Here is a 20,573-nt window from a genome sequence, read left to right as displayed (position 1 = left end):
AGTTTTTGGCCGGGCCGGAGTCCGCCCCGCTCCAAGACACAAATCGGCTACCGACTCGTTGGTATACAGGTAGCCTCTGGCGAATCGGGGCGCCTCCGTAACGAGGAGAGAGAAGTGGCCAAGGAGTCGAAGTCGAGAGGTAGCGCGCGCGGCCGCCGACGCGCGCCCGATCGCGAGGCGATGATCGAGAGCGCGCGTCGGCTGTTCGAGCAGAACGGCTACGACCCCGCCGATGTCGAGACGCTCGTGGAGGCGGTCGCGAAAACCCGGACAGCGGGCGGAAAGTCGGACGGCCGACGGGTGCGTGATCCGGAAGGTGCTCGAAAAGCCTTGATGGCCAGCGCGGTTCGCCTGTTCGAACGCAACGGCTACGCCGCGACCTCGGTGCAGAGCATCGTCGAAGGCGCCGACCTGACCAAGGGCGCCTTCTACCACCACTTCGACAGCAAGGAAGATCTGCTGCGCAGGGTGCACGACGAATTCATCAACTATCAGCTCGGCCGTGCGCGCACCGTCCTCGCCGACACCGATCAGCCCGCCGACGTGACCCTGCGCCGCCTGATCGCCGAGGCGCTGCTGGAACCGATGTCGATCTACAAGTCGGAGATCACCGTCTTCCTGCAGGAACGCCGCTTCCTGTCCGGTGCGGTCTTCGCCGAGATCCAGCACAAGCGCGACGAATTCGAGCACTGCTTCGTCGATGTGATCGACCGGGGCATGAAGGACGGAATCTTCCGCCGGGTGGGCCCGCCGCGGCTGGTGGCCTTCGGCATCATCGGCATGGGCGCGTGGACGCACGTGTGGCTCGACCTCGGCGGCCCGCTGGCCCCGCGCGAGATCGGAAACACCTACGCGGAGATCTTGCTCCGGGGTCTGCTCGACCCCGGCGACGAGGATTGAGTGGCGCGATGGCACAGCGAAACACGCGAGCCGCGGGCTAGTGGAGGCTGGTGGGCAGTGGTGAACCACACCGAACACGGCGGCGCCGGTGCGCCGGGAGAGCTGCCGCTGGAGTTGACGCGGTTCATCGGCCGTCGCAAGGAGCTGGCGATCGCGCGATCGGCCTTCGAGCGGGCGCGGCTGGTCACGCTGACCGGCACCGGCGGCGTCGGAAAGACCAGGCTGGCTTTCCAACTGGCCAAAGAGGTTTCGCGGGCGTTCGACGAGGACGTGCGCGTCGTCGCGCTCGCGGACCTACAGGATCCGGGGCTGCTGGGCCACACCGTCAACGCGGCGGTGGGGATTCGGGAGATGTCCGCGCGCTGGCAGCCGGAGACACTGATCGAATATCTCGGCGACCGGCATCTGCTGATGGTCCTCGACAATTGCGAGCACCTGATCGAGGAGGCCGCCGGGCTCGCGGGCCTGCTGCTGCGCTCGTGTCCGCGACTGTGGATTCTCGCGACCAGCCGCCAGGCGCTGAACATCGACGGCGAGGTCGCGGTGCCGGTGCCGCCGCTGTCGGTGTCCGACGACGGACATTCGGGCAATCGGGCGATCGCCGCGGACAGCGAAGCGGTGACCCTGTTCCTGGACCGCGCGGTGAGCGTCGACCCGGAATTCGCGCTGACCCCGGAGACCGAGCCGCAGGTCGTCGAACTGTGCCGGTTGCTGGATGGCATACCGCTGGCCATCGAATTGGCCGCCGTGCGCCTGCGGGTGCTGCCGCTGCGGGATCTGATGGCGCGGATGGGTGATCGCTATCGGCTGCTCACGCGGGTCAGCCGGTCGGCTCCGGCTCGCCACCAGACGTTGCGGGCGTGCATCGACTGGACCTTCGAGTTGTGCTCGCCCGCCGAACGCACGCTGTGGAGCCGGTTGTCGGTCTTCGCCGGGGGATTCGGGCTCGACGCGGCCGAGGCGATCGGCGCCGGTGGTTCGATCGCGCCCGAAGCGGTTCTCGACCTGGTCGCCGGGCTGGTCGACAAGTCCATCGTCAGCAGGGTGATGGACGCGGGCGAACCGCGCTATCAGATGCTCGAGACGATCCGGCAGTACGGCATGGACAAGCTCGACGCGGCCGAGGCGGAAGAACTCGATCGCCGCCACCACCGGTGGTATGTCGAGCTGGCCGAGCGCGCCGATCTCGACTGGTCCGGCCCGCGCCAGACCGAGTGGCTGGAACGGTTGCGCTGGGAGCACGCGAACCTTCGGGCCGCGCTCAACTCCTGTCTCACCGCCGATCCCCGTGCCGGTCTGCGCCTGGTGTATTCGATCGAGAACTATTGGCTGGCAAGCGGTTTCCTGGCCGAGGCGAGGCAGTGGCTCGACCGACTGACCGAGGCCGTGGGCGAGCCGGTGGTCGAGCGGGGCCGGGGACTGCGGTTGAACGCGTGGCTGGCGATTCTGCAGGGCGATCACGATCTGGTGCCTCCGCTCCTCGAGGAGGCGGGGCAGATCGCCGCGGCGACCGGTGACGCGCTGCTGACCGCGTTCGTCGATCAGACCTGGGGTCTGCTCGCGTTGTTCCGCAGCGACTTCGAGGTCGCGGTGGAGCGGCTCGAGGAGGCGGTGGGGCGGTTCGCGGTGCTCGGTCATCGCACGGCCGAATGTCATTCGATGTTCGAGGTCGGTCTGGCGCTGAGCCTCGCCGGGGACGGGGAGCGGGCGGCGGACTGGCATCGTCGATGTTCGCAGACCACGACGACGATCGGGGAGTCGTGGTGGCGGTCGTTCTCGCTGTGGGCCTACGGCATCGAAAGGCTGCGCCAGGGCGATATCGCGGAGGCCGCGCGGCTGGAACGTGAAGCGCTGCAACTGAAGCGGCGCCTGGACGACCAGCTGGGCATCGCCGTGGTGCTCGAGGCGATGTCGTGGATCGTCGCCTCCGAGGGCGAGATGGACCGGGCCGCACGATTGCTCGGCGCCGCCGACGCCCTGCTGCGCACCGTCGGGATGGCGCTCGACAGCATTCCGCGCCTGTGGATGTTCCATGCGCAGGGCGAGAACGCCATGCGCAGCCGCGGCACCGAGCGCGCCTTCCGCAGCGCCTGGGCGGCCGGCGCCCGGATGTCGACCGCCGCCGCGGTCGCGCTCGCGCTCAACGAGTCCGACGATCGCCGCCGTCCGCCGCAACACCTCGCCGAGGCCGCCGAGCAGCACGGGCAGGAGACGTTGACCAAGCGGGAACACGAGATCAGCATTCTCGTCGCGCAGGGCCTCACCAATCGCGAGATCGCCGCCCGCCTCGTGATTTCCGTGCGCACCGCGGAGAAGCATGTCGACCACATCATGTCGAAGCTGGGCTTGGCCAACCGGACGCAGATCGCGGCCTGGGTCGCCGACATGCGCAATCCGGGGTGATCGCGCGCAGTTGCCATCCCGCCACCTCACGCGCGACGTCGAAACCCGCGCCACGCAGGTGCTCGGTGACGGCCTCGAGCAACTCGCCCGCCTGACGGGCCCCGCCCGGCGTTCTGATCACCGCACCGCGAGCGACGCCCGCCCGCACCGCGTCCGCGATCAGTCCCGCGAGTAGCCGCGGAGACGAGGAGAAGGCCAGCTCCGATCCCCCCGCGGTCGCGGTGGTGTCGATGCGCAGAATCGGCACCGCGCCGTCGCCCATCCGGTGGGCAAGGACCGCGGCGTCGCGCAGGTTGTCGGCGTCCAGGAGTTGGGGGCCGACATCGTCGCGGGTGGTCGTGCGCTCGAATCCCGGTTCGCCCTCGGCGCCGACGGCGAACAACACCACCGCCGGGCGCACCGGGCGACGCGCTCGGCCGTGCTCGTGGCCCGAGCCGTTGGAATCTGTCGTCATGGCGATCACTCCCGAACACGAACGGATTTTCCGGTTACCCGAAATCCTCGGCTCGGGGCCGTGCCCTGCCATCCGTAATGGTACGTATTCCACTACGAATTCCGCGTCGTTCGTGCGGAAATCCGGCCCCGATCGTGCTTACTCTGACTGTGGTCGGAATCCGGTGGGACACCGACTCTGTCGGAGGAGAATATGAATCAGATATTTCCGCGCGGGCGGCGCTGATGCCCGAGCACGCTTTCGCCGACTGGCACACCCACGTGTATCTGCCCGAGCATCTGGGGCCGGTGTGGACCGACCGCGGCACCGAACTCGTGGGCCGCCCGGGCTTCGGCGCCGCCGACCTCGACGAGCACACCCGGGTCATGAAGGCCTCCGGGGTGGATCGGTTTCTCGTTCTCGGTCTGCAGGTGGCGCGCATCGGGATGAAGGTGCCCAACGACTTCGTGGGCGGATATCTCGACGCCAACCGCGACCACGCGATCGGGGTCGGCAGCGTCGATCCCACCCAACCGGGCGCCGCCGCCGAACTCCGCCGCGCGGTCACCGAGTACGGACTGCACGGGGTGAAATTGTCGCCGCCCTATCAGGGCTTCCACCCGCATTGCGAGGAAGCGTACGAGGTGTATCGGACGGCCGCCGACCTCGGAATTTTCCTGATGTTCCATCAGGCGAGTGTCTTCGCGCCCGACGGATGCAATGAATTCGCTTATCCGACGCTGCTGGACAAGGTTGCCAGGGAATTCCGCGACACCAATATTCTCGTCGCCCATTTCGGTAAGCCGTGGATGAACGAGACGGTCGAACTGATGATGAAGAACCGCAACGTCTTCGCCGACGTGTCGACCCTGCCGATCAAGACCTGGCAGCTCTACAACGGCCTGCGGCTGGCGATCGAGGGCCATGTGACCGACCGGCTCGTGTTCGGTTCGGACTTCCCGTCGTTCGATCCCCGCGAGGCCGCCGACCAGTTCCTGGCGATCTCGGAACTGGAGATGCCGCTGCCCATTCCGCGCGCGGTGGTCGAGGACATCCTCTATCGCCGCCCGCTCGACCTGATCCTGCACTGACATCGACCGCACGAAGGACGCTCATGATCGACCATCTGAATCCCGCTGCCCTGGGCGACTATTCGGCCAGCGGGCTCTCCTCCGGAACCGCGTCGGACACCTTCGTCTACGCCGCCGGACTGGCGATGGATCCGGCCACTATGCGACGCCGCGCCGACGCCGGCACCGTCGCCGAGGAGACCCGCATCTGCCTGGAGAACATCGCCACGATTCTGGCCGAGGTCGGCCTGGGCCTCGGCGACGTGGTGAAGACGACCTGTTACCTGCGCGACGAGTCCTACCGCGGCGAGTTCATCGCGGCCTACAAGGGCGTCTTCGGCGCCGGGCCGTACCCGGCTCGCTGCACCTTCGTCCTCGGCATCGCCTCCGATCTGCGGGTTCAGATCGAGGCCGTCGCCGTGCGGCCGGACTCGCGATGACGCGCGCGGGCAAGGAGCGGAAATGATCGACCAGCACCTGTTCAAGAAGATCATGGCGTGCGCCCCGGGGCCCGCGACGATCGTCACCGCCACCGGGACGGACGGCCGCCCCCAGGGACTCACCGTCTCGGCGGTGTGTTCGGTATCGCTGGATCCGCCGCTCGTCCTGGTCTGCCTCGACCTGGGATCCAACACCCTGACGGCGGTGCGGGCGAGCAACGCGTTCACGGTCAACTACATCGCCGACGGCCGCGAACATGTCGCCCTCGATTTCGCCGTCAAATCGGATTCGAAGTTCGACGGTCACACCTGGACGCGGCCGGCGGGGGCGGTCGGGGGTCCGATCCTGACCGATCACTGCGCCGCGTACGCCGCGTGCCGGGTCGAGCGGATCGTCGCCGCCGGTGATCACGTGATCGTCGTCGGAGCGGTCGTCGAGGGCGATGTCGGTGATCGGCACGCGCTGGCGTACGCGCGGCGCGCGTTCTTCACCGGAGCCGTGCGTGATGCCGACCGAATGCGAAATCCACTGTAGCTCAAGGCATTACGCGACGCGCGGTGCGCGCCCGACCGCTACGTACGGTCGAGAATACGTAGCGAATACGTAAAAGCCCGCTCGTGCGACCGCGGTGCGGACGGCGATTCTGATCATCCGCCGCCGAGAACCGAACAATCCGCCACCACCTCGGAGTAACCATGGAATTGGATCTTCTCTACGCCCTGACCAACCGTTCGGGCACCCAGAGCTGGCACGACATCCTGCTCGAGACCCGCCGCCACACCGACATGGCCGAACGGCTCGGATTCGACCGAATCTGGTTGGGCGAGCACCATTTCGACGTCGACGGCACCGACGCCAGCCCCAACCCGATCATGCTCGCCACCGATCTGGCGGCGCGCACCGAGCGGCTGCGGTTCGGTATGGCCGCGGTGTCGCTGACGCTGTGGCATCCGCTGCGCGTCGCCGAGGATCTGGCGCTGCTCGACCACTTCAGCGACGGGCGGCTCGATGTGGCGTTCGGCCGTGGCATCCTGCCCATCGAGGTCATGAACCTCAATCCCGCGGCCGACCGCTGGAACGGGTCGGACACCAGTCAGGCGATCTTCGACGAGAATCTGGCCATCGTCCGCAAGATCTGGACCGAGGACCGCTTCAGCTGGCAGGGGCCGCGCTACACCTTCCCCGAACCGGGCACCAAGTTCATCCACTCGCCGGGCGCGCCGATGCCGGAGGGCTGGGTCGACGACGACGACAATCTGATCGCTTTCGGCATGACGCCCAAGCCTTTCCAGCAGCCCATGCCGCCGCTGTTCGCCGTCACCGAATCGATGCAGGGCTTCCTCGGCGCGGCGCGCAAGGGAATTCGGCCGATCACCTGGTACCCGACCGGAGGTGTGCTGCGCAACCTGTTCGACAGCTACCGCCACGAGGTCGGCTCGCTGACCGGTGCGACACCCGCCCTCGGCGCGGGCTGCGGCGTCCTGCGCCTGACCTGTCTCGCGAAAACCGATGCCGAGGCGCGTCGTATCGCGGAGCCGGCGGTCCTGGAATTCTTCGAATTCCTCTGTCGTGTACGGGGAATCGGCGTGTGGCTGGACGCCGGCGAGGACCCCGCCGATCCGCGCTTCCGCGAGATGGACCCGTGGGAGCTGCTCATGGAACGCGACCATCTGCTGATCGGCTCACCGGAGAGCGTGACCGAGCGGATGTCGCGCCTGACCCGCTCGCACGGCATCCAGCACTGGCTGTTGCAGATGGGCTTCCCCGGCATCGCCGCGCCGGACGTGGACCGCTCGCTCGAACTGTTCGCGGCCGAGGTCATGCCCGAGTTGCGCAAGCTCGACCCCTCCCTCGATCCCGTCGGCTGACCCTCGAACAGGAAGCGAACACCGTGACCGAATACCTCAATCCCTGGAATCTGCCCTACCCGAACTTCGGCATGACCCCGGGCGTGGCCACGAAGGACTACGTCTTCGCCGGGGGTATGGCCCTCGACCTGGACACGCTGCGGCGCAAACCGGAGGCCGACACCATCGCCGACGAGACGAGGATCGCGCTGGCGGAGGTCGAGGCGCTGCTCGCGGCCGCGGGCTGCACCCTGCGCGACGTCGTCAAGACGACCTGCTATCTGAGCGACGACTCCTATCGCAAGGAGTTCTGGGAGACCTACACCGAAATCTTCGCACCCGGACCGTATCCCGCCCGCACGACCTTCGTGGTCGGCATCGCGGGGGGCTGCCGGGTGGAGATCGACGTGATCGCCGTCCGCCCCCACTGACCCCGACCCCCCTCGCCCGTGGGCGAGATTCGAACCAGAAAAGGAAGTCCCGCAATGGAATTCGGCATCTTCATTCCCAGCGCGCGCAACGGCTACATCATGTCCGAGACGTCGCCGCAGTACTCACCGACCTATGACCACATGCGCGAGATCATCCAGACCGGGGAGCGCAACGGCTTCTCCTTCGCGCTGTCGCTGTCGTGTCTGCGCGGCCACGGCGGCACCACCGGATTCTGGGACGACGCCCTGGAGTCGATGACCCAGATGGCCGCGCTGGCGCGGGACACCACGTCGATGAAGCTGATCGGCTCGGTCAACATCCTGGCCATCCATCCCGCCATCGCGGCCCGGATGGCGATGACCATCGACTCCATCAGCGACGGCCGGTTCTCGCTGAACATCGTGCCCGGCGGCTGGCATCCGCGCGAACTCGAGGTGCTCAAGGTGTGGCCGGGCTACGAGTACAACGACTACCGGTGGCAGTACGCGGGCGAATACTGCCAGGTGGTGCGCGAGCTCTGGGAGAACGGCGTGACCAACTTCCAGGGCGAGTACTTCCAGTACGAGGATCTGCGGATGGGCCCGAAACCGGAGCGCCACATCAACATCGTGTGCGCGGGCGCCTCCGACGACGCCATCAAGTTCACCACCCGCTACGCCGACTACTCGTTCCGGCTGGCCTGGGGCGGACAGCAGGCGCTCGAGGAGGTGGTCACCCGGTTCCGCGCGCAGATGGACGAGGCGGGCCGCACGATCAAACCCTATGTCGCGCTCGGCGTGGTGATCGGAGACACCGACGAGGAAGCCGAGGCGCAGTTGCAGGACTACATCGACCACGCCGACGTGGCGGCCATCGAGTACATGGTCAGCGGCGCGGTCACCGATACCGCCAAGGGCGGGACCTCGGAAATCCTGGCGAGCATGGATCGCAAAGGGGCGGTGCAGATGTCGACCGACTTCATCACCGGATCGCCGGAGAGCATCGCCCGCCAGCTCGACGAATGGGCCGCCATCGACGGCGTCGCCGGTTACATGCTGATCTTCCCGGACTACGTGCGCGATATCGAACGCATGGGCCGGGAGGTCTTTCCCCGCATGAAGAGTTTCACCCCGCTCACCGTCCCCGCCTCGGCGTAACCGCCGCCACCCCTCGCGAGTCCCCACGACAAGGACGTACCAGGCATGACCACCACATTGTTCTCGCAAGACCTGCGCAGCCGGGTCGGCGAAGCCCAACAGATGTTGATCGGCGGTGAGTGGGTGCGGGCCGCGTCGGGCCGGACCCTCGCGGTCGAGGATCCCGCGACCGGAGACGTGGTCGCGCACGCTCCGGCGGGGGACGCCGAGGACGTCGAGCGGGCGGTCGCGGCCGCGCACGCCGCGCTGCGGGGGCCGTGGCGGCGCATCACACCGCAGGAGCGCGGCAAGATCCTGTGGCGCCTGGCCGATCTGGTCGAAACCCACGCCCGGGAACTGGCCGAACTCGAATCACTGGACGCCGGAATGCCGATCGGGGAGGCGCGCTACGTCGATGTCGCCCTGTCGATCGACATCCTCCGGTATTACGCCGGGTGGCCGACGAAGATCACCGGTGACACCATCCCGGTGTCGTTCCCGCCGACGATGGGCGGTGCGTATCACGCCTACACGCTGCGGGAGCCGGTCGGCGTGGTGGCCGCGGTGGTGCCGTGGAATCTGCCGCTGCTGATGGCGGTCAAGAAGATCGCCCCGGCGCTGGCGACCGGAAACACCGTCGTGGTGAAGCCGGCCGAACAGACGCCGCTGTCGATCGCGCTGCTCGCGCGGCTGGGACTCGAGGCCGGAATTCCCGAGGGCGTCCTCAACTACGTCACCGGATACGGCGAAACCGTTGGGGCGGCGCTGGTCCGGCATCCGCGGGTGAGCAAGGTCAGTTTCACCGGATCGGTGGCGACCGGTAAGACGATCGCCTGGGCGGCCACCGATACGCTCAAGCGGGTTTCCCTGGAACTCGGCGGCAAGTCGCCGAACATCATCTTCGACGACGCGAATCTGGATGCCGCGATCCCGTCCGCGGCGCTGGCGATCTTCGCCTGCCAGGGTGAGAGTTGTATCGCGGGTTCGCGGCTGTACGCGCAGCGCGGCGTCTTCGACGAGGTCGTCGCCGGGCTGGCCGAGCGCGCCCGCGCGATCCGGCTGGGTCCGGGGCTGGACGCCGGAACCGAGATGGGGCCGTTGATCTCGGCCGAACATCGCGACAAGGTTCTCGGCTACCTCGAACTCGGCCGGGAAGAGGGAGTCGAGATCGCCGCGGGCGGCGGCCGCCACGGCGATCGGGGGTACTTCGTCGAACCCACCGTCCTCACCGGTGTCCGCGCGCAGTCGCGGCTGTCGCGGGAGGAGATCTTCGGGCCCGTGCTCTCGGTGGTGCCGTTCGACACCGAGGACGAGGTGCTGGAGTTGGCCAACGACACCCACTTCGGACTCGGCGCGGGCGTGTGGACGCGCGATCTCGGCCGGGCCCACCGCATGGTCGGGGAGCTCGAATCCGGTCAGGTGTGGGTGAACTGCTATCAGGCCGTCGATGCCGCCCTGCCGTTCGGTGGTTACAAGCAGTCCGGCTGGGGCCGGGAGACCTGCAAGGAGAACCTCGACGAATATCTCGAGCTGAAGACCGTAGTCCTGGGTCTCTGAGGCGAATCGCGATGAGGACCTACGACTACATCGTCGTCGGAGGCGGCAGCGCGGGGTGTGTCCTCGCGGCCCGGCTCAGCGAGAATCCCGACGTCTCGGTGCTGCTGCTCGAGGCGGGCGGCACCGAGCGGCGGCCCGACGTCGCGACCGCCGCGGCCTGGCCGACCCTGCTGGGCAGCGACGCCGACTGGGGTTACGCCACTGCGCCGCAACGGGTTTCGGGGCGAAGCCTGCCCGCGCCCCGCGGTCGTGTGCTCGGCGGATGTGGATCGATCAATGTGATGGCGCATCTGCGCGGGCATCGCCTGGACTTCGACGGCTGGGCGCGGGCCGGTGCCGAGGGCTGGGATTACGAATCCGTCCTTCCGTACTTCCGGCGCAGTGAGGACGTTCCCGACGGCGATCCCCGCTACCGCGGTCGCGGGGGACCGCTACGGCCGCAACCGATTCGGACGCCGCATCCGCTGACCACGGCGCACGTCGAGGCCGCGCGCCGGGCCGGGCACAAGGTCGCCGACGATCTCAACGACGGCGACCTGCTCGGCGCGGCCTGCCACGATCTGCTGATCGAGGACGGCATTCGGCAGAGCACGGCGACGGCCTATCTGCGCCCGGCGATCGGGCGCGCCAATCTCACCGTCGGCACCGAGGCGGTGGTGCACCGGCTCGTCCTGCGCGGAACGCGATGTCTCGGTGTCGAGTACGTCCGGGACGGCCGCCGCGTCGAGGTCCGGGCCGCGGCGGAGGTCGTGCTGTGCGCGGGTGCGGTCGCTTCGCCGCACCTGTTGATGCTGTCGGGAATCGGTGCGGCGCAGTCGCTTTCGGCGCTGGGTATAGCGCCGGTCGCCGATCTGCCCGAGGTGGGCCGGAACCTGCGCGATCACATCATGCTGGCGGGAGTGCGGGTGCGGGCGCGGCGCCCGCTGCCGCCACCGAGCGGCAACTACGCCGAATCGACCGTCTTCCTCACCACGGACGCCGCGCAGCGACGGCCCGAAATCCAGCTCGTCCAGCTCCAGATCGACTATCACCTGCCCTGGCAGGAGCCCGCGGGCAACGCGTTCGCCCTCGGCATCGGCCATATGCGTCCGCGCAGTCGCGGCGAGATCCGCCTGGCATCCGCCGATCCGGAGGCGGCGGCCGTCATCGATCCGCGATATCTGGACGAGGACAACGACATCGAACAGTTGGTGGCGGGTGTCGAAGCCGCCGACCGGCTGGTACGCACCGGCGCCTTCGACGAATGGGAGACCACGTCGGACACGGCGAACCTGCTGCGGCTGGACGCCCGGGAACTGCGGCGGGCGATTCGCGATTCGGTGAGCAGCTTCTTCCACCTGTCGGGAACGTGCCGCATGGGTTCGGACGCGGGCGCGGTCGTCGATCCGCGCCTGCGCGTGAACGGCATCGAGAACCTTCGAGTGGCGGACGCGTCGGTGATGCCCGACATCGTCTCCTGCAATACCAACGCGGCGACCGTGATGATCGCCGAAAAGGCCGCGGACCTGCTGCGGACCACCGGCACGACCGAGGAGTGACATGACCTTTCCACCAATGGATTCGATCGCGGCCCACCTGATCGACGGGCAGTGGCGCGGCGGCGGGGGAACCGAGACCATCGAGGTCTTCGATCCCGCGACCGGAACACGTATCGCGGAACTGGCCCCGGCCTCCCTCGCCGACGCCGACGCGGCCGGGGCGGCCGCCGAACGCGCCTTCGTCGAATGGAGTGCGCGTCCGCTACAGGACCGGGTGCGGTTTCTCTATCGCATGAAGGCGCTGCTCGAGCAGAACACCGAGGCTTTGGCCCGGGTGATCACCAGCGATCAGGGCAAGACCCTCGACGAGGCTCGCGGTGAGGTCGGGCGTGCCGTCGACTTCCTCGAGACCGCCATTGCCGCGCCCATGCTCTACCACGGCGAGAACATCAATGTCACCACCGGTCTGGACGCCCGGCGGGTGCGGGAACCGCTGGGCGTCTGTGTGGCGGTGACCCCGTCGAACTTTCCGGTGATGAATACCGTGCAGTTCTCGGCGTGGGCGCTGGTCACCGGAAATACGTTGATCATCAAGGCTTCCGAACAGGATCCGATCGCCTCCAGCGCGGCGATCCGGCTCCTCCAGGAGGCCGGACTTCCGGCCGGCGTGCTGAATCTCGTGCACGGGCGGGCCGACGTGGTCAAACATCTGATCGCCCATCCGGCGGTGCGCGCGGTCTCCTGCATCACGTCGTCGCCGACGGCCAAGGCCATCTACGAATCCGCCGCCGCGGCCGGTAAGCGGGTGCAGGCCAATGGCGGCGCGAAGAACCCGATCGTCGTCGCCCCGGACGCGGACCTGGATCGGGCCGCGGCGGGCATCATCTCCTCCGCCTACGGGATGGCGGGGCAACGCTGCCTGGCGGGCAGCCGCGTCATCGTGATCGGCGACGTCTACGACGAACTGCTGAAAAGGGTTGTGGCCCTGGCGGAGCGGATCGTCGTCGGCAGCGGCCGGGACGAGTCCGTCACGATGGGACCGGTGGTGAGCGCGGCCAGCCGCGATCGCATTCTGGCGGCGCTGCGGGAAGCCGAGGACCTCGGCGCGACGGTCGTTCTCGACGGCCGGACGGTGAAGCCCACCGGCGGCGCCGAGACCGAGGGGGGCTATTTCATCGGACCGACGATCGTCACCGGACTCGACCCGCGGCATCCGGTGGAGCGGCGCGAACTGTTCGGCCCCGTGGTGGTCGCGCATCGGGTGGAATCCCTCGATGCGGCGATCGACCTGTCCAACGACACCGAATTCGGCAACGCGGCAACGATTTTCACGACCTCCGGCGCCACGGCGGCGGAGTACGAGCGCCGGGTGCGGTCCGGCAATGTCGGTATCAACGCCTTCCCCGCGCCGCCCGCCAACGTGACGATGGGCGGATACGGGGCGTCGTTCTACGGCGATTCCCATGTCTGCGGCGCGGCGCCGCTGGACTTCTTCACCGATCAGAAGCTCGTGGTCTCGCGGTGGTGAACCGGATCGCCGGTCGAGGACCGATCAGTTCTGCTCGGTGATCGTGACGACGGTGTCCACACCGGGTCTGTCGATGCCCGGCGACGCGGGGTCGTCGGGTATCGAGATGTGGAGTCGGCCGTCGCGGTCGGCAGGGACGACCTCGGTGCTCGTGCGGTGCGGGTTGCTGATCGTGACGCGGTACGCGGCGGCGGGGGTGTAGCGGGCCGCGGTGGTCACCGAGGCGGAAGTTGTTGAGGTGAGGGTGAATCCGCTCGCGCTCACCCCGCCGAGGGTGGCGAATTCGAGGGTGTCGCGGTGTGCGGTGACCTCGTATCCGTAGATATCGAAGTGCGGTTCCGCGGCGGTGAAGGTGAACGGTTCGGGCGGTGGGGCCGGGTGCGCGAAGGTCGCCATCAGGCCGGGGACGTGGTCGGCGAGATCGCGTCGCCAATACGGCCACGAGTGCGCGCCGCCGCCGTAGTCGTGCCATTCGTGCGCGATGCCCAGCGCCGTCAGGCGCCGATGCAGGCTGACGCTCTGCGGGTGGACGGTATCGGACTCCGGTGGGTCGGGCTCGCTGTTGTACGGGCCCGGACTGCCGTCGCCGGTGTACAGCTCGAGGTGCGTACCGCGCAGGTTGTCGGCCAGATCCCACGGATTGTGTGCGCGCCAACGGATTTCCTGGGTGGCGCGCGGTCCCCAGAGGCTGCCCGGAACGGGCTTGTCGAGATAGGACAGCCATTCGTCGACGGTGGCCCCGCTGCCTTCGGGGATGTTCGAGTCGACCACACCGGAGAAGGACGCGGCGGAGACGAAACGGTCGGGGTGGCGGGCGGCGTAGCTCATCGCCCCGAATCCGCCCATGGACAGCCCGGCCACCGCGTGCCCGGCGCGTCCGGGCACCGTGCTGTAGTGCTCGTCGATCCACGGCAGCAACTGGCCCATGTGGTAACTCTCCCAGCGTGGATTGCCGCCGCGGCCGTTGTTGTACCAGTCGCTGTAGAAGCCGCCCATGCCGGAATCGGGCATGACCACGATCAGTGGCGCGTCGCCGACGATCCGCTCGGCGTCACCCTTGCCGGGATCGGTCCAATCCCGCGCCTGGGGCGGGAGATTGCAGCATCCTTCGAGCAGGAGCAGCACCGGATAGCGACGGGCCGGGGAATAGCCGACGGGTAGCAGGACGCGCACGAAGGTCGGCGCGTCGAGGGCGGGTGTGGTGAAGACCAGTTCGTGCAGGCGAGGGTCGACCGTGGTGTCGGAGCGAAGGGTGAGAGCGTCGCCGCTCGCGGGCGCGGCCGTCGCGGGGACCGTGGCGAACAGCGCCAGACACAGGCCCATGAGCAGCGGGCGAATCATCCGGGGAGACAATGGGATTCCTCGATTCATCGAGCGTTATCCGGTCGGGAGCAGGTCGCCGAGGTCGATGGCATCGGCCAGGGCGCGCATTCCGGCCGGGTTCGGATGCAGTCCATCGCCGCTGGAGAGGGCGGGGTTCCAGTGCTCGGGGTCGGCGGGATCGGTTGCGGCCGTGGCGAAGTCGATGATGCCGTCGAAGAGGTGCTGGTGGCGGATCCAGGCGTTGACGGTGTCGCGGACGGGTGCGTTGGTGGTGTATCCGGGCCCGTACAGGACGCTGCCCGCGGTGGGGGTGAGGGTCGCGACGAGAACCCGGATGTGGTGGCGGTGCAGGGTGTCGGCGATATCACGGTAGGCGGCGATGATCTCCTCGGCGGGCACGCCGGTTCCGACATCGTTGACGCCTTCGAACAGGATCACGGTTCCCACATTCGGTTCGCCGAGCACGTCGCGAGTCAGGCGGGTGGTGGCGGCCTGGCCCTGGACGGCATTGCCGTCGCGGTCTCGGCTGACCTCGTTGCCGCTGATACCGGCATTGACCACGCTCGTCGGGAGGCCCGCGGCGGCCATCCGCCGCGCGAGGAGGTCGGGCCAGCGGGTGTCGGTGCCGGGCAGCGTCACACAACAGTCGGTGATCGAATCACCCAGCGCCACAACCGTTTTCTTCGTCGGCGGCGACGTCACGTCGACACCGGTGACGAAATACCAGGACGGGGTCGGGACCGTGAAGGCGGTCGCATCGATGTCGGCCGCGTGGTCACCCGCGCCCGGGAGAGTCAGGTAGGAGATCGTCATCGCCATCGTGTGCACGGTCGGTTCGGCCGGTGGTCGTGGCGCGTAGAAGCTGATCGCCAGATATCCGTCGGCGGGCACCGGGACGGGAACGGGGTCGGAGTAGATGTCGCCGCCGGGCGGGACAGCGATCGAATTCCCACCCGAAAAGTGCACCGGCACAATGGTTTCGGGTTGCAGGGCGGCGACCGGCCGCGCACCGACCGGGACCGCCGCGTGGACGTCGGAGAGGATCATCGGGGCGGTGCCGAACGCGTTGCCGAACCGGATGCGCGCGACCGTCCCGCCGATCGTGGTGTGCACGAGCATGCGGTAGCTCTGGCGTTCACCGAGAGCGGCCGTCTGCCACGACCGCGGCTGCTGCGCGGCGGCTTCCCACGTGCCGACCCAGTGTTGCGGTTGCTGGGCGGTGCCGGGCCCGGCGGAGGTGAATTGCGCGGTCACGAGCAGTGCGCCTGTGAGAGCGCGAATCACCGTGCGGGCGAGAGGGTTTCCGCGGCGAGGCGTCATCGACGCCGCCCGTTATCGGGGCAGTCGTCGCCCGCGGGCGCCGAAGGCGGACCGGCGACTCCGTCGAGGTTGTAGCCGAGCACCCGGTAGCAGCGCGGGGCCTGCGCATCGGTGTCGGTCCACCCCTCGGCGGCATCGGTGGCGCAGTGCTCGCAGATCGTCGTCCAGGAATCCTCGGTCAGGCGTTGCACCGTGTAGTCGGGGGCCCCGGCCGCACCCTCGAACAGGACGGTCCGATCGGTGACGGAGCTGATGGCGGGGGCGGGCACCGGCCGGTGCGGCGGCGGCGCCGGGTAACCGGCCATCGCGAAGGCGTGCGCACGCAGCAGCTGTGCCCGCGCGGCCATATCGGCGGCGTCGTGGGAGGCGGTGGTGCGGCCCGTGTAGTACAGCGCCCACCAGTTGCCGTCCTCGCCCCACTCGCAGGTGGGGGAGCAGCCGGTATCGGCCGGGATGGGCTGCCAGCCGTGACCGTTCGCGTGCGCCTGGAGGGCCCAGAAGTTGTCACCGGCGATATTCGGATCGGACTCCAATCCGATGAGGAAGTCGCGCAACGCCGCTCCGGTGGCGAAATCGGTGCGGTCCCAGCCGAATTCGATCGGCACGAACACCTTTCCGGCCGCGGCGACCTGGGCGGCCTTGTCGTGCAGCGCACCGGCGTCGCCGTCGACGCGGTTGCCGCCGGAGACGATCGGCAGCCAGTGCGGGTAGTACTCCGCGGCGTACACGTCGACATTCGGCAGTCGCAGCGCCGCGTCGGTGACGAATCCGTCGCCACCGCCCAGGCTGATATTGACGAACAGCTGCCGGGAATCGATCGAGTGGAAGTAGTCGGAGACGGTGCGCAGCCAGTCCTCCACCACCGGCGTGGGTACCCCGTCGAGCAGATCGAGGTTGTTGCCGTCGACCCAGCCGACGAAGGTCGGATCATCGCGATAGGCCAGCCCGGTGAGCGGATTGACGTGTTCCAGAACGGCTTTCATGTGCCGCTCGTAGTCGCCGATGATTCGCGGATCGGTGAAGAACGCCTGCCCGCAGTCGGGGCGCTGCCGCCAGGTGCAGTACCAGTCGTGGCTGTCGGCCGAGGGCGAGTTCTGGTCCGGGGCGGGGTTGCCATTGGCGTCGCCGGAGAATTCGCCGATCAGTTTGAGGCCGTGGGCGCGCGCCTTGGCCACCACCTTGTCCATCTGGGCGAAGGCGGCCGGATTGAATTGTCCCGCAGCCGGTTCCAGGCAGGAGGGGCAGCCGATCGTATCGCCGAGCGTCTGGGAGCGGAGGACGGTCGCGCCCATCTCCCGGGCGGTCGCGAAGGCGTCGTCGATCTCGTAGTCGCTGGGATAGCGCGCACTGTCCGGCGGCGTGGCGGGGGACGGATTGGGGCCGTAGTTCGCGAGACCGAGCCATTCGACATTCGCTCCGGCGAAGCGGAACGGGCGTCCGTTCAGGCTCAACGCCGACCCGTCGCGCTCGACGAAGCCGTCCCGGAACTGCTCGGCCGACACCCCCGCCACGGGTGAATCCGTCTCGGCGCCAGCCATTGTCGGCGAGACCGCCGCTATGCCGAGTATCGCGACTGCCATGCGGAGGACGTACCGGAGACGCACCATGAACTCCTGTTCGTTACATCTATCAAAAATGTAACGTGATGGAGCATCGGCGTCAATCTGTAACATTCGGATACGTTTGGCTACGATGTTCCGCATGGCGCGAGAGAACGCGGAGTCCCCGACCCTGGCCTATCTGCACGCCACCGGTCAGCGGGACGCGTCGCCGCGTGCCACACCGGCTCATGCCCTGGCCGCCGCGCGGCGGCGCTTCCTGGCCGGTGAACGTCTCGAAATGGGTGATCTCGCAACGGAATTGGGGGTCTCCCGCACCACGCTGTATCGATGGACGGGCGACCGCGATCGGCTGTTGGCCGATGTCGTCTGGCTGGAACTGCGGGCCCTCCTGGAGCGTGCGGTCGCCGCGGCCAGCGGGCGCGGGCTGGCCCGATTGGAACGGGGCATCACCTGGTTCCTCGACGCCTGCGCGAACGCCCAACCGCTGCACGCGCTTCTGGCCAACGAGGGTGAGCGCGGCGTGCGAATGCTCACCGACCTCACCGGCCCGATCCGTCCCCGACTGGTCGAATCGCTGACCCGCGCGATCGAGCGGGAAGTCGCCGACGGCGGCTATCGCCCCCCGGCACCGCCCGCGACGCTCGCGGACGGCATCGTCGCGCTCGGTGAGCGCTATCTGCACAACGGCGGCGATCCGACGCTCAATCCCGATCCGGCGACCGCGCACACGATGATCTCGTTGTTGCTGCGGGAGGATTCGATCGGGCCGGTGGGCGACGAATGAAGGGTGCTTCCAACGGGTTCGGGTAGGGCGGATGTCCAAATCCCTGGACACTCGGGTGCGGCGGCGGTGCGTAGCTTCGCTGAGTGCAGAGGCTCACCATCGTTCTCAGCGGTTGACCTTCTCCTGACCGAGATGGCGGTCCTCTGTGCCCTGTGCGCACTGTGGCGCACCGGAATTACGGAGGTCGATGTGCTCGTCAAGACAGTTCACGTGGTGCGAGGTCTGGTGGCGGGGGTGGCGGCGTCCGTCGTCGTCGCCTCCGGCGGTTGGTCCGGGCCGGCTCTCGCGGACGCACCGGATCACTACCTGGTCATCGCGGGTGCGGCATCGTCGAATATCGAAGTGCTGCGGGTGGACGGCGGTGGTGCCCTCGCCGCGGTGAGCGGATCACCGTTTCCCGCGGGCGTGGGCGCGTTGTCGCTGACCGCTACGCCGGATGGCCGCACGATCTATATCGCGCATACGGTTTCGGGTTCGATCAGCGGCTATCGGATGGGCTCGGACGGCGCCCTGACCCGCATTCCCGGCGCACAGCTCGACTTGGGCACGCCCGCAGTGGGTTTCGCGATCAGCGCCGACGGGTCGCGCATGTTCGCCGCCGTCGGCGGGGCGACGAACGAAGTTCGTTCCTACCGGATCGACGCGTCGGGAGCGCTGACGCCGACGGGTGCACCGGCCACGCTGGTGCCCGGGATCAGCGGGTTGACGATGCCCACCTTGTCACCCGACGAGCGTTATCTCTTTCTCGCCAGCTGGCTCGATATGACCGTGTCCAGCTACGCCGTGCAACCCGACGGTGGCTTGCGGGCGGTCGGTGGTCCGGTGTTCGCCGGGATGCAGCCGACCCTGCACGGTGTCACCCCCGACGGCCGGTTCCTCTATGTCAGCAACGAGGCCAGCGACGGGGTGGCGGGATTCGCGATCGGCGACGACGGCAGCCTCACGCCGACACCGGGCTCACCGTATCGGGTCGGGTTCCTTCCGCACGGTGTCGTGTTCACCCGCGACGGTCACCGCCTCTACGTTCCCGCATCCATGGGCGATTCGATCGGCGGCTTCACCATCGGAGCCGACGGCGCACTGAGCCCCCTGCCCGGCTCGCCCTACCCCGCCCCGGTCGGCACGCTTCCGGGCCGGGTGATCCTGGACGAGGCCGACGGGCGGCTGTTCCTCATCGACGCCCTGACCGTGCACGGCACCACGCAGGTCCACTCCTACGCGATCCGTGCGGACGGCGGGCTGGCTCCCTCGGGCGACCCGGTGACCGATACGGGACTCGTGTTCTCCGATGGGCCGGACGCGGTTCTCACCGGGGAGCGGTAGGCGCTGTCCGAGAGGTTCTCGGCGGGAGTGTGATTCAATACACAAAGCATTATATAAAAGATAGTTCTCGTGGTGTCTCCCGCCGGGTGGACCGAACTAGCGAAAGGGGTTGCCGCAGTGGGCAATCTGCTCGAAGGCAAGGTGGCCGTGATCACGGGAGCCGCCAGCGGTATGGGTCTGGCCACGGCGGAATTGTTCGTCGCGCACGGCGCGAAGGTGGTCCTCGCCGACATCCAGGAGGGGAAGGGGAAGGCCGCCGCCGCGCGGCTGGGCGCCGCCGCCCGGTTCGAGCACACCGACGTCACCGCGCCCGAGCAGGTGCGGGCGCTGGTCCGGACGGCGGTGGCCGAGTTCGGCCGGCTCGATGTCATGTTCAGCAATGCCGGTGCGGCGGTTGACCTTTCGCCCGTCAGCGAACTCACTCCCGAGGGGCTGGATCGCACGCTCGCGCTGAATCTGCACGCCCACGTGGCCGCCCACAAGTACGCGGTCGAACAGTTCCGCGCGCAGGGCACCGCCGGCTCGATCATCACGACCGCGAGCGTCGCCGCCCTCGAGGCGGGCTGGAACGGCGCCGCGTACTCGATGGCGAAGGCGGCGGTGCTGGCCCTGGTCCGGCAGACGGCCCTGGAGAACCGAGGCACCGGAATCCGCTCCAACGCCCTCCTGCCCGGAGCGGTCCTCACCTCGATCATCACCACGATGTTCCGGATCGACCCCGAGCAGGAAACGGCGTTCCTGACCGAGGTGGGCGCTGCCATCGGCGGCGAGACCCTCATCGGCCGCGCGGGCACGCCGGAGGACATAGCGAACGCGGCCCTGTTCCTCGCCAGCGATCTGTCGGGGTGGATCACCGGCGTCGGCCTACCCGTCGACGGCGGCGCTACCGCGGCGACCAAGGACGGCACGGTTTCGCTCATCACCGAAGTCGCCGGAAAGTTCCACGCGCGCTGAGTGACAACACGATCGGTGCGCACCCGACCGGCAGTTGTAGGAGCAGACCTTCGGCAGCGAGTCGCAGAGCTTCGGCTCGGCCCCGACCGCGAGCGGCACCGGT

At 68.3% G+C, this 20,573-nt stretch carries 18 protein-coding genes; 14 read left to right on the top strand and 4 right to left on the bottom strand.

Features of this window, described 5'->3' with window-relative positions; translation table 11 throughout:
* The first annotated feature begins 114 nt into the window (after positions 1-114).
* Positions 115-900 carry a TetR/AcrR family transcriptional regulator gene (locus tag ACFYTQ_RS26410; RefSeq protein ID WP_387366399.1) on the top strand — a complete coding sequence of 262 codons (786 nt, stop codon included), beginning with the start codon at positions 115-117 and terminating at the stop codon, positions 898-900.
* A gap of 60 nt (positions 901-960) precedes the next feature.
* Positions 961-3,303, top strand: coding sequence for a LuxR C-terminal-related transcriptional regulator (locus tag ACFYTQ_RS26405; RefSeq protein ID WP_387366396.1), 2,343 nt, complete (start codon positions 961-963; stop codon positions 3,301-3,303).
* Here ACFYTQ_RS26405 and ACFYTQ_RS26400 read toward each other — a convergent pair.
* The gene (locus ACFYTQ_RS26400) at positions 3,230-3,757 is read right to left on the bottom strand and encodes a hypothetical protein (protein ID WP_387366393.1); all 528 of its coding nucleotides are present in this window, start codon (positions 3,755-3,757) and stop codon (positions 3,230-3,232) included. The two genes, ACFYTQ_RS26405 and ACFYTQ_RS26400, sit on opposite strands and share 74 nt — an antisense overlap.
* A gap of 224 nt (positions 3,758-3,981) precedes the next feature.
* Between ACFYTQ_RS26400 and ACFYTQ_RS26395 the strand changes: the two genes are divergently transcribed.
* From ACFYTQ_RS26395 to ACFYTQ_RS26355, 9 genes are all read left to right on the top strand, one after another.
* On the top strand, positions 3,982-4,827 hold the full coding sequence (locus ACFYTQ_RS26395) for an amidohydrolase family protein (protein ID WP_387366390.1): 846 nt from the start codon (positions 3,982-3,984) through the stop codon (positions 4,825-4,827).
* 23 nt (positions 4,828-4,850) lie between these two features.
* On the top strand, positions 4,851-5,246 hold the full coding sequence (locus ACFYTQ_RS26390; RefSeq protein WP_387366387.1) for a RidA family protein: 396 nt from the start codon (positions 4,851-4,853) through the stop codon (positions 5,244-5,246).
* 22 nt (positions 5,247-5,268) lie between these two features.
* Positions 5,269-5,781, top strand: coding sequence for a flavin reductase family protein (locus ACFYTQ_RS26385; RefSeq protein ID WP_387366384.1), 513 nt, complete (start codon positions 5,269-5,271; stop codon positions 5,779-5,781).
* A 161-nt stretch (positions 5,782-5,942) separates the two neighbouring features.
* A complete protein-coding gene (locus ACFYTQ_RS26380; RefSeq protein ID WP_387366382.1) occupies positions 5,943-7,115 on the top strand; it encodes an LLM class flavin-dependent oxidoreductase in 1,173 nt (390 codons plus the stop codon).
* Between the two features lie 23 nt (positions 7,116-7,138).
* Entirely contained in the window at positions 7,139-7,525 is a 387-nt protein-coding gene (locus ACFYTQ_RS26375; protein WP_387366379.1) for a RidA family protein, read from the top strand.
* Positions 7,526-7,579: 54 nt separating this feature from the next.
* The gene (locus tag ACFYTQ_RS26370) at positions 7,580-8,662 is read left to right on the top strand and encodes an LLM class flavin-dependent oxidoreductase (protein WP_387366376.1); all 1,083 of its coding nucleotides are present in this window, start codon (positions 7,580-7,582) and stop codon (positions 8,660-8,662) included.
* Between the two features lie 45 nt (positions 8,663-8,707).
* Positions 8,708-10,198 (top strand): aldehyde dehydrogenase family protein, encoded by a 1,491-nt coding sequence (locus ACFYTQ_RS26365; RefSeq protein ID WP_387366373.1) that lies wholly within the window; start codon positions 8,708-8,710, stop codon positions 10,196-10,198.
* An 11-nt stretch (positions 10,199-10,209) separates the two neighbouring features.
* Positions 10,210-11,736 (top strand): GMC family oxidoreductase, encoded by a 1,527-nt coding sequence (locus ACFYTQ_RS26360; RefSeq protein ID WP_387366370.1) that lies wholly within the window; start codon positions 10,210-10,212, stop codon positions 11,734-11,736.
* Between the two features lies 1 nt (position 11,737).
* Entirely contained in the window at positions 11,738-13,204 is a 1,467-nt protein-coding gene (locus ACFYTQ_RS26355; protein WP_387366367.1) for an aldehyde dehydrogenase family protein, read from the top strand.
* A gap of 24 nt (positions 13,205-13,228) precedes the next feature.
* Here the strand turns inward: ACFYTQ_RS26355 and ACFYTQ_RS26350 are convergent, their stop codons facing one another.
* From ACFYTQ_RS26350 to ACFYTQ_RS26340, 3 genes are all read right to left on the bottom strand, one after another.
* Positions 13,229-14,545: an alpha/beta hydrolase gene (locus ACFYTQ_RS26350; RefSeq protein ID WP_387366364.1), complete on the bottom strand. Its 1,317-nt coding sequence runs from the start codon at positions 14,543-14,545 to the stop codon at positions 13,229-13,231.
* Positions 14,546-14,581: 36 nt separating this feature from the next.
* On the bottom strand, positions 14,582-15,781 hold the full coding sequence (locus ACFYTQ_RS26345) for a GDSL-type esterase/lipase family protein (RefSeq protein WP_387366361.1): 1,200 nt from the start codon (positions 15,779-15,781) through the stop codon (positions 14,582-14,584).
* 62 nt (positions 15,782-15,843) lie between these two features.
* Positions 15,844-17,358 carry a hypothetical protein gene (locus ACFYTQ_RS26340; RefSeq protein WP_387366358.1) on the bottom strand — a complete coding sequence of 505 codons (1,515 nt, stop codon included), beginning with the start codon at positions 17,356-17,358 and terminating at the stop codon, positions 15,844-15,846.
* Positions 17,359-17,548: 190 nt separating this feature from the next.
* On the opposite strand from ACFYTQ_RS26340, the gene ACFYTQ_RS26335 reads away from it, so the two are divergent.
* The 3 genes from ACFYTQ_RS26335 (at position 17,549) to ACFYTQ_RS26325 (ending at position 20,470) form a co-directional block, all read left to right on the top strand.
* Complete coding sequence (locus tag ACFYTQ_RS26335; protein ID WP_387366355.1) at positions 17,549-18,193, top strand: QsdR family transcriptional regulator; 645 nt, start codon at positions 17,549-17,551, stop codon at positions 18,191-18,193.
* Between the two features lie 132 nt (positions 18,194-18,325).
* A complete protein-coding gene (locus ACFYTQ_RS26330; RefSeq protein ID WP_387366352.1) occupies positions 18,326-19,516 on the top strand; it encodes a lactonase family protein in 1,191 nt (396 codons plus the stop codon).
* A gap of 117 nt (positions 19,517-19,633) precedes the next feature.
* The gene (locus ACFYTQ_RS26325) at positions 19,634-20,470 is read left to right on the top strand and encodes an SDR family NAD(P)-dependent oxidoreductase (RefSeq protein WP_387366349.1); all 837 of its coding nucleotides are present in this window, start codon (positions 19,634-19,636) and stop codon (positions 20,468-20,470) included.
* The last annotated feature ends 103 nt before the right edge of the window (positions 20,471-20,573 follow it).

The organism is Nocardia sp. NPDC004068 (assembly GCF_042874315.1).
In the GTDB taxonomy this organism is placed as follows: Bacteria; Actinomycetota; Actinomycetes; order Mycobacteriales; family Mycobacteriaceae; genus Nocardia.
Note: the sequence above shows the minus strand (reverse complement) of the source record. Positions and strands in the feature narration are given on the sequence as shown.

Bases quoted from the DNA above. Each gene is read 5' to 3' on its own strand.
- ACFYTQ_RS26400 (WP_387366393.1), bottom strand. From the start codon at position 3,757: ATGACGACAGATTCCAACGGCTCGGGCCACGAGCACGGCCGAGCGCGT.
- ACFYTQ_RS26395 (WP_387366390.1), top strand. From the start codon at position 3,982: ATGCCCGAGCACGCTTTCGCCGACTGGCACACCCACGTGTATCTGCCC.
- ACFYTQ_RS26390 (WP_387366387.1), top strand. From the start codon at position 4,851: ATGATCGACCATCTGAATCCCGCTGCCCTGGGCGACTATTCGGCCAGC.
- ACFYTQ_RS26385 (WP_387366384.1), top strand. From the start codon at position 5,269: ATGATCGACCAGCACCTGTTCAAGAAGATCATGGCGTGCGCCCCGGGG.
- ACFYTQ_RS26380 (WP_387366382.1), top strand. From the start codon at position 5,943: ATGGAATTGGATCTTCTCTACGCCCTGACCAACCGTTCGGGCACCCAG.
- ACFYTQ_RS26370 (WP_387366376.1), top strand. From the start codon at position 7,580: ATGGAATTCGGCATCTTCATTCCCAGCGCGCGCAACGGCTACATCATG.
- ACFYTQ_RS26365 (WP_387366373.1), top strand. From the start codon at position 8,708: ATGACCACCACATTGTTCTCGCAAGACCTGCGCAGCCGGGTCGGCGAA.
- ACFYTQ_RS26360 (WP_387366370.1), top strand. From the start codon at position 10,210: ATGAGGACCTACGACTACATCGTCGTCGGAGGCGGCAGCGCGGGGTGT.
- ACFYTQ_RS26355 (WP_387366367.1), top strand. From the start codon at position 11,738: ATGACCTTTCCACCAATGGATTCGATCGCGGCCCACCTGATCGACGGG.
- ACFYTQ_RS26350 (WP_387366364.1), bottom strand. From the start codon at position 14,545: ATGATTCGCCCGCTGCTCATGGGCCTGTGTCTGGCGCTGTTCGCCACG.
- ACFYTQ_RS26335 (WP_387366355.1), top strand. From the start codon at position 17,549: ATGGCGCGAGAGAACGCGGAGTCCCCGACCCTGGCCTATCTGCACGCC.
- ACFYTQ_RS26330 (WP_387366352.1), top strand. From the start codon at position 18,326: ATGGCGGTCCTCTGTGCCCTGTGCGCACTGTGGCGCACCGGAATTACG.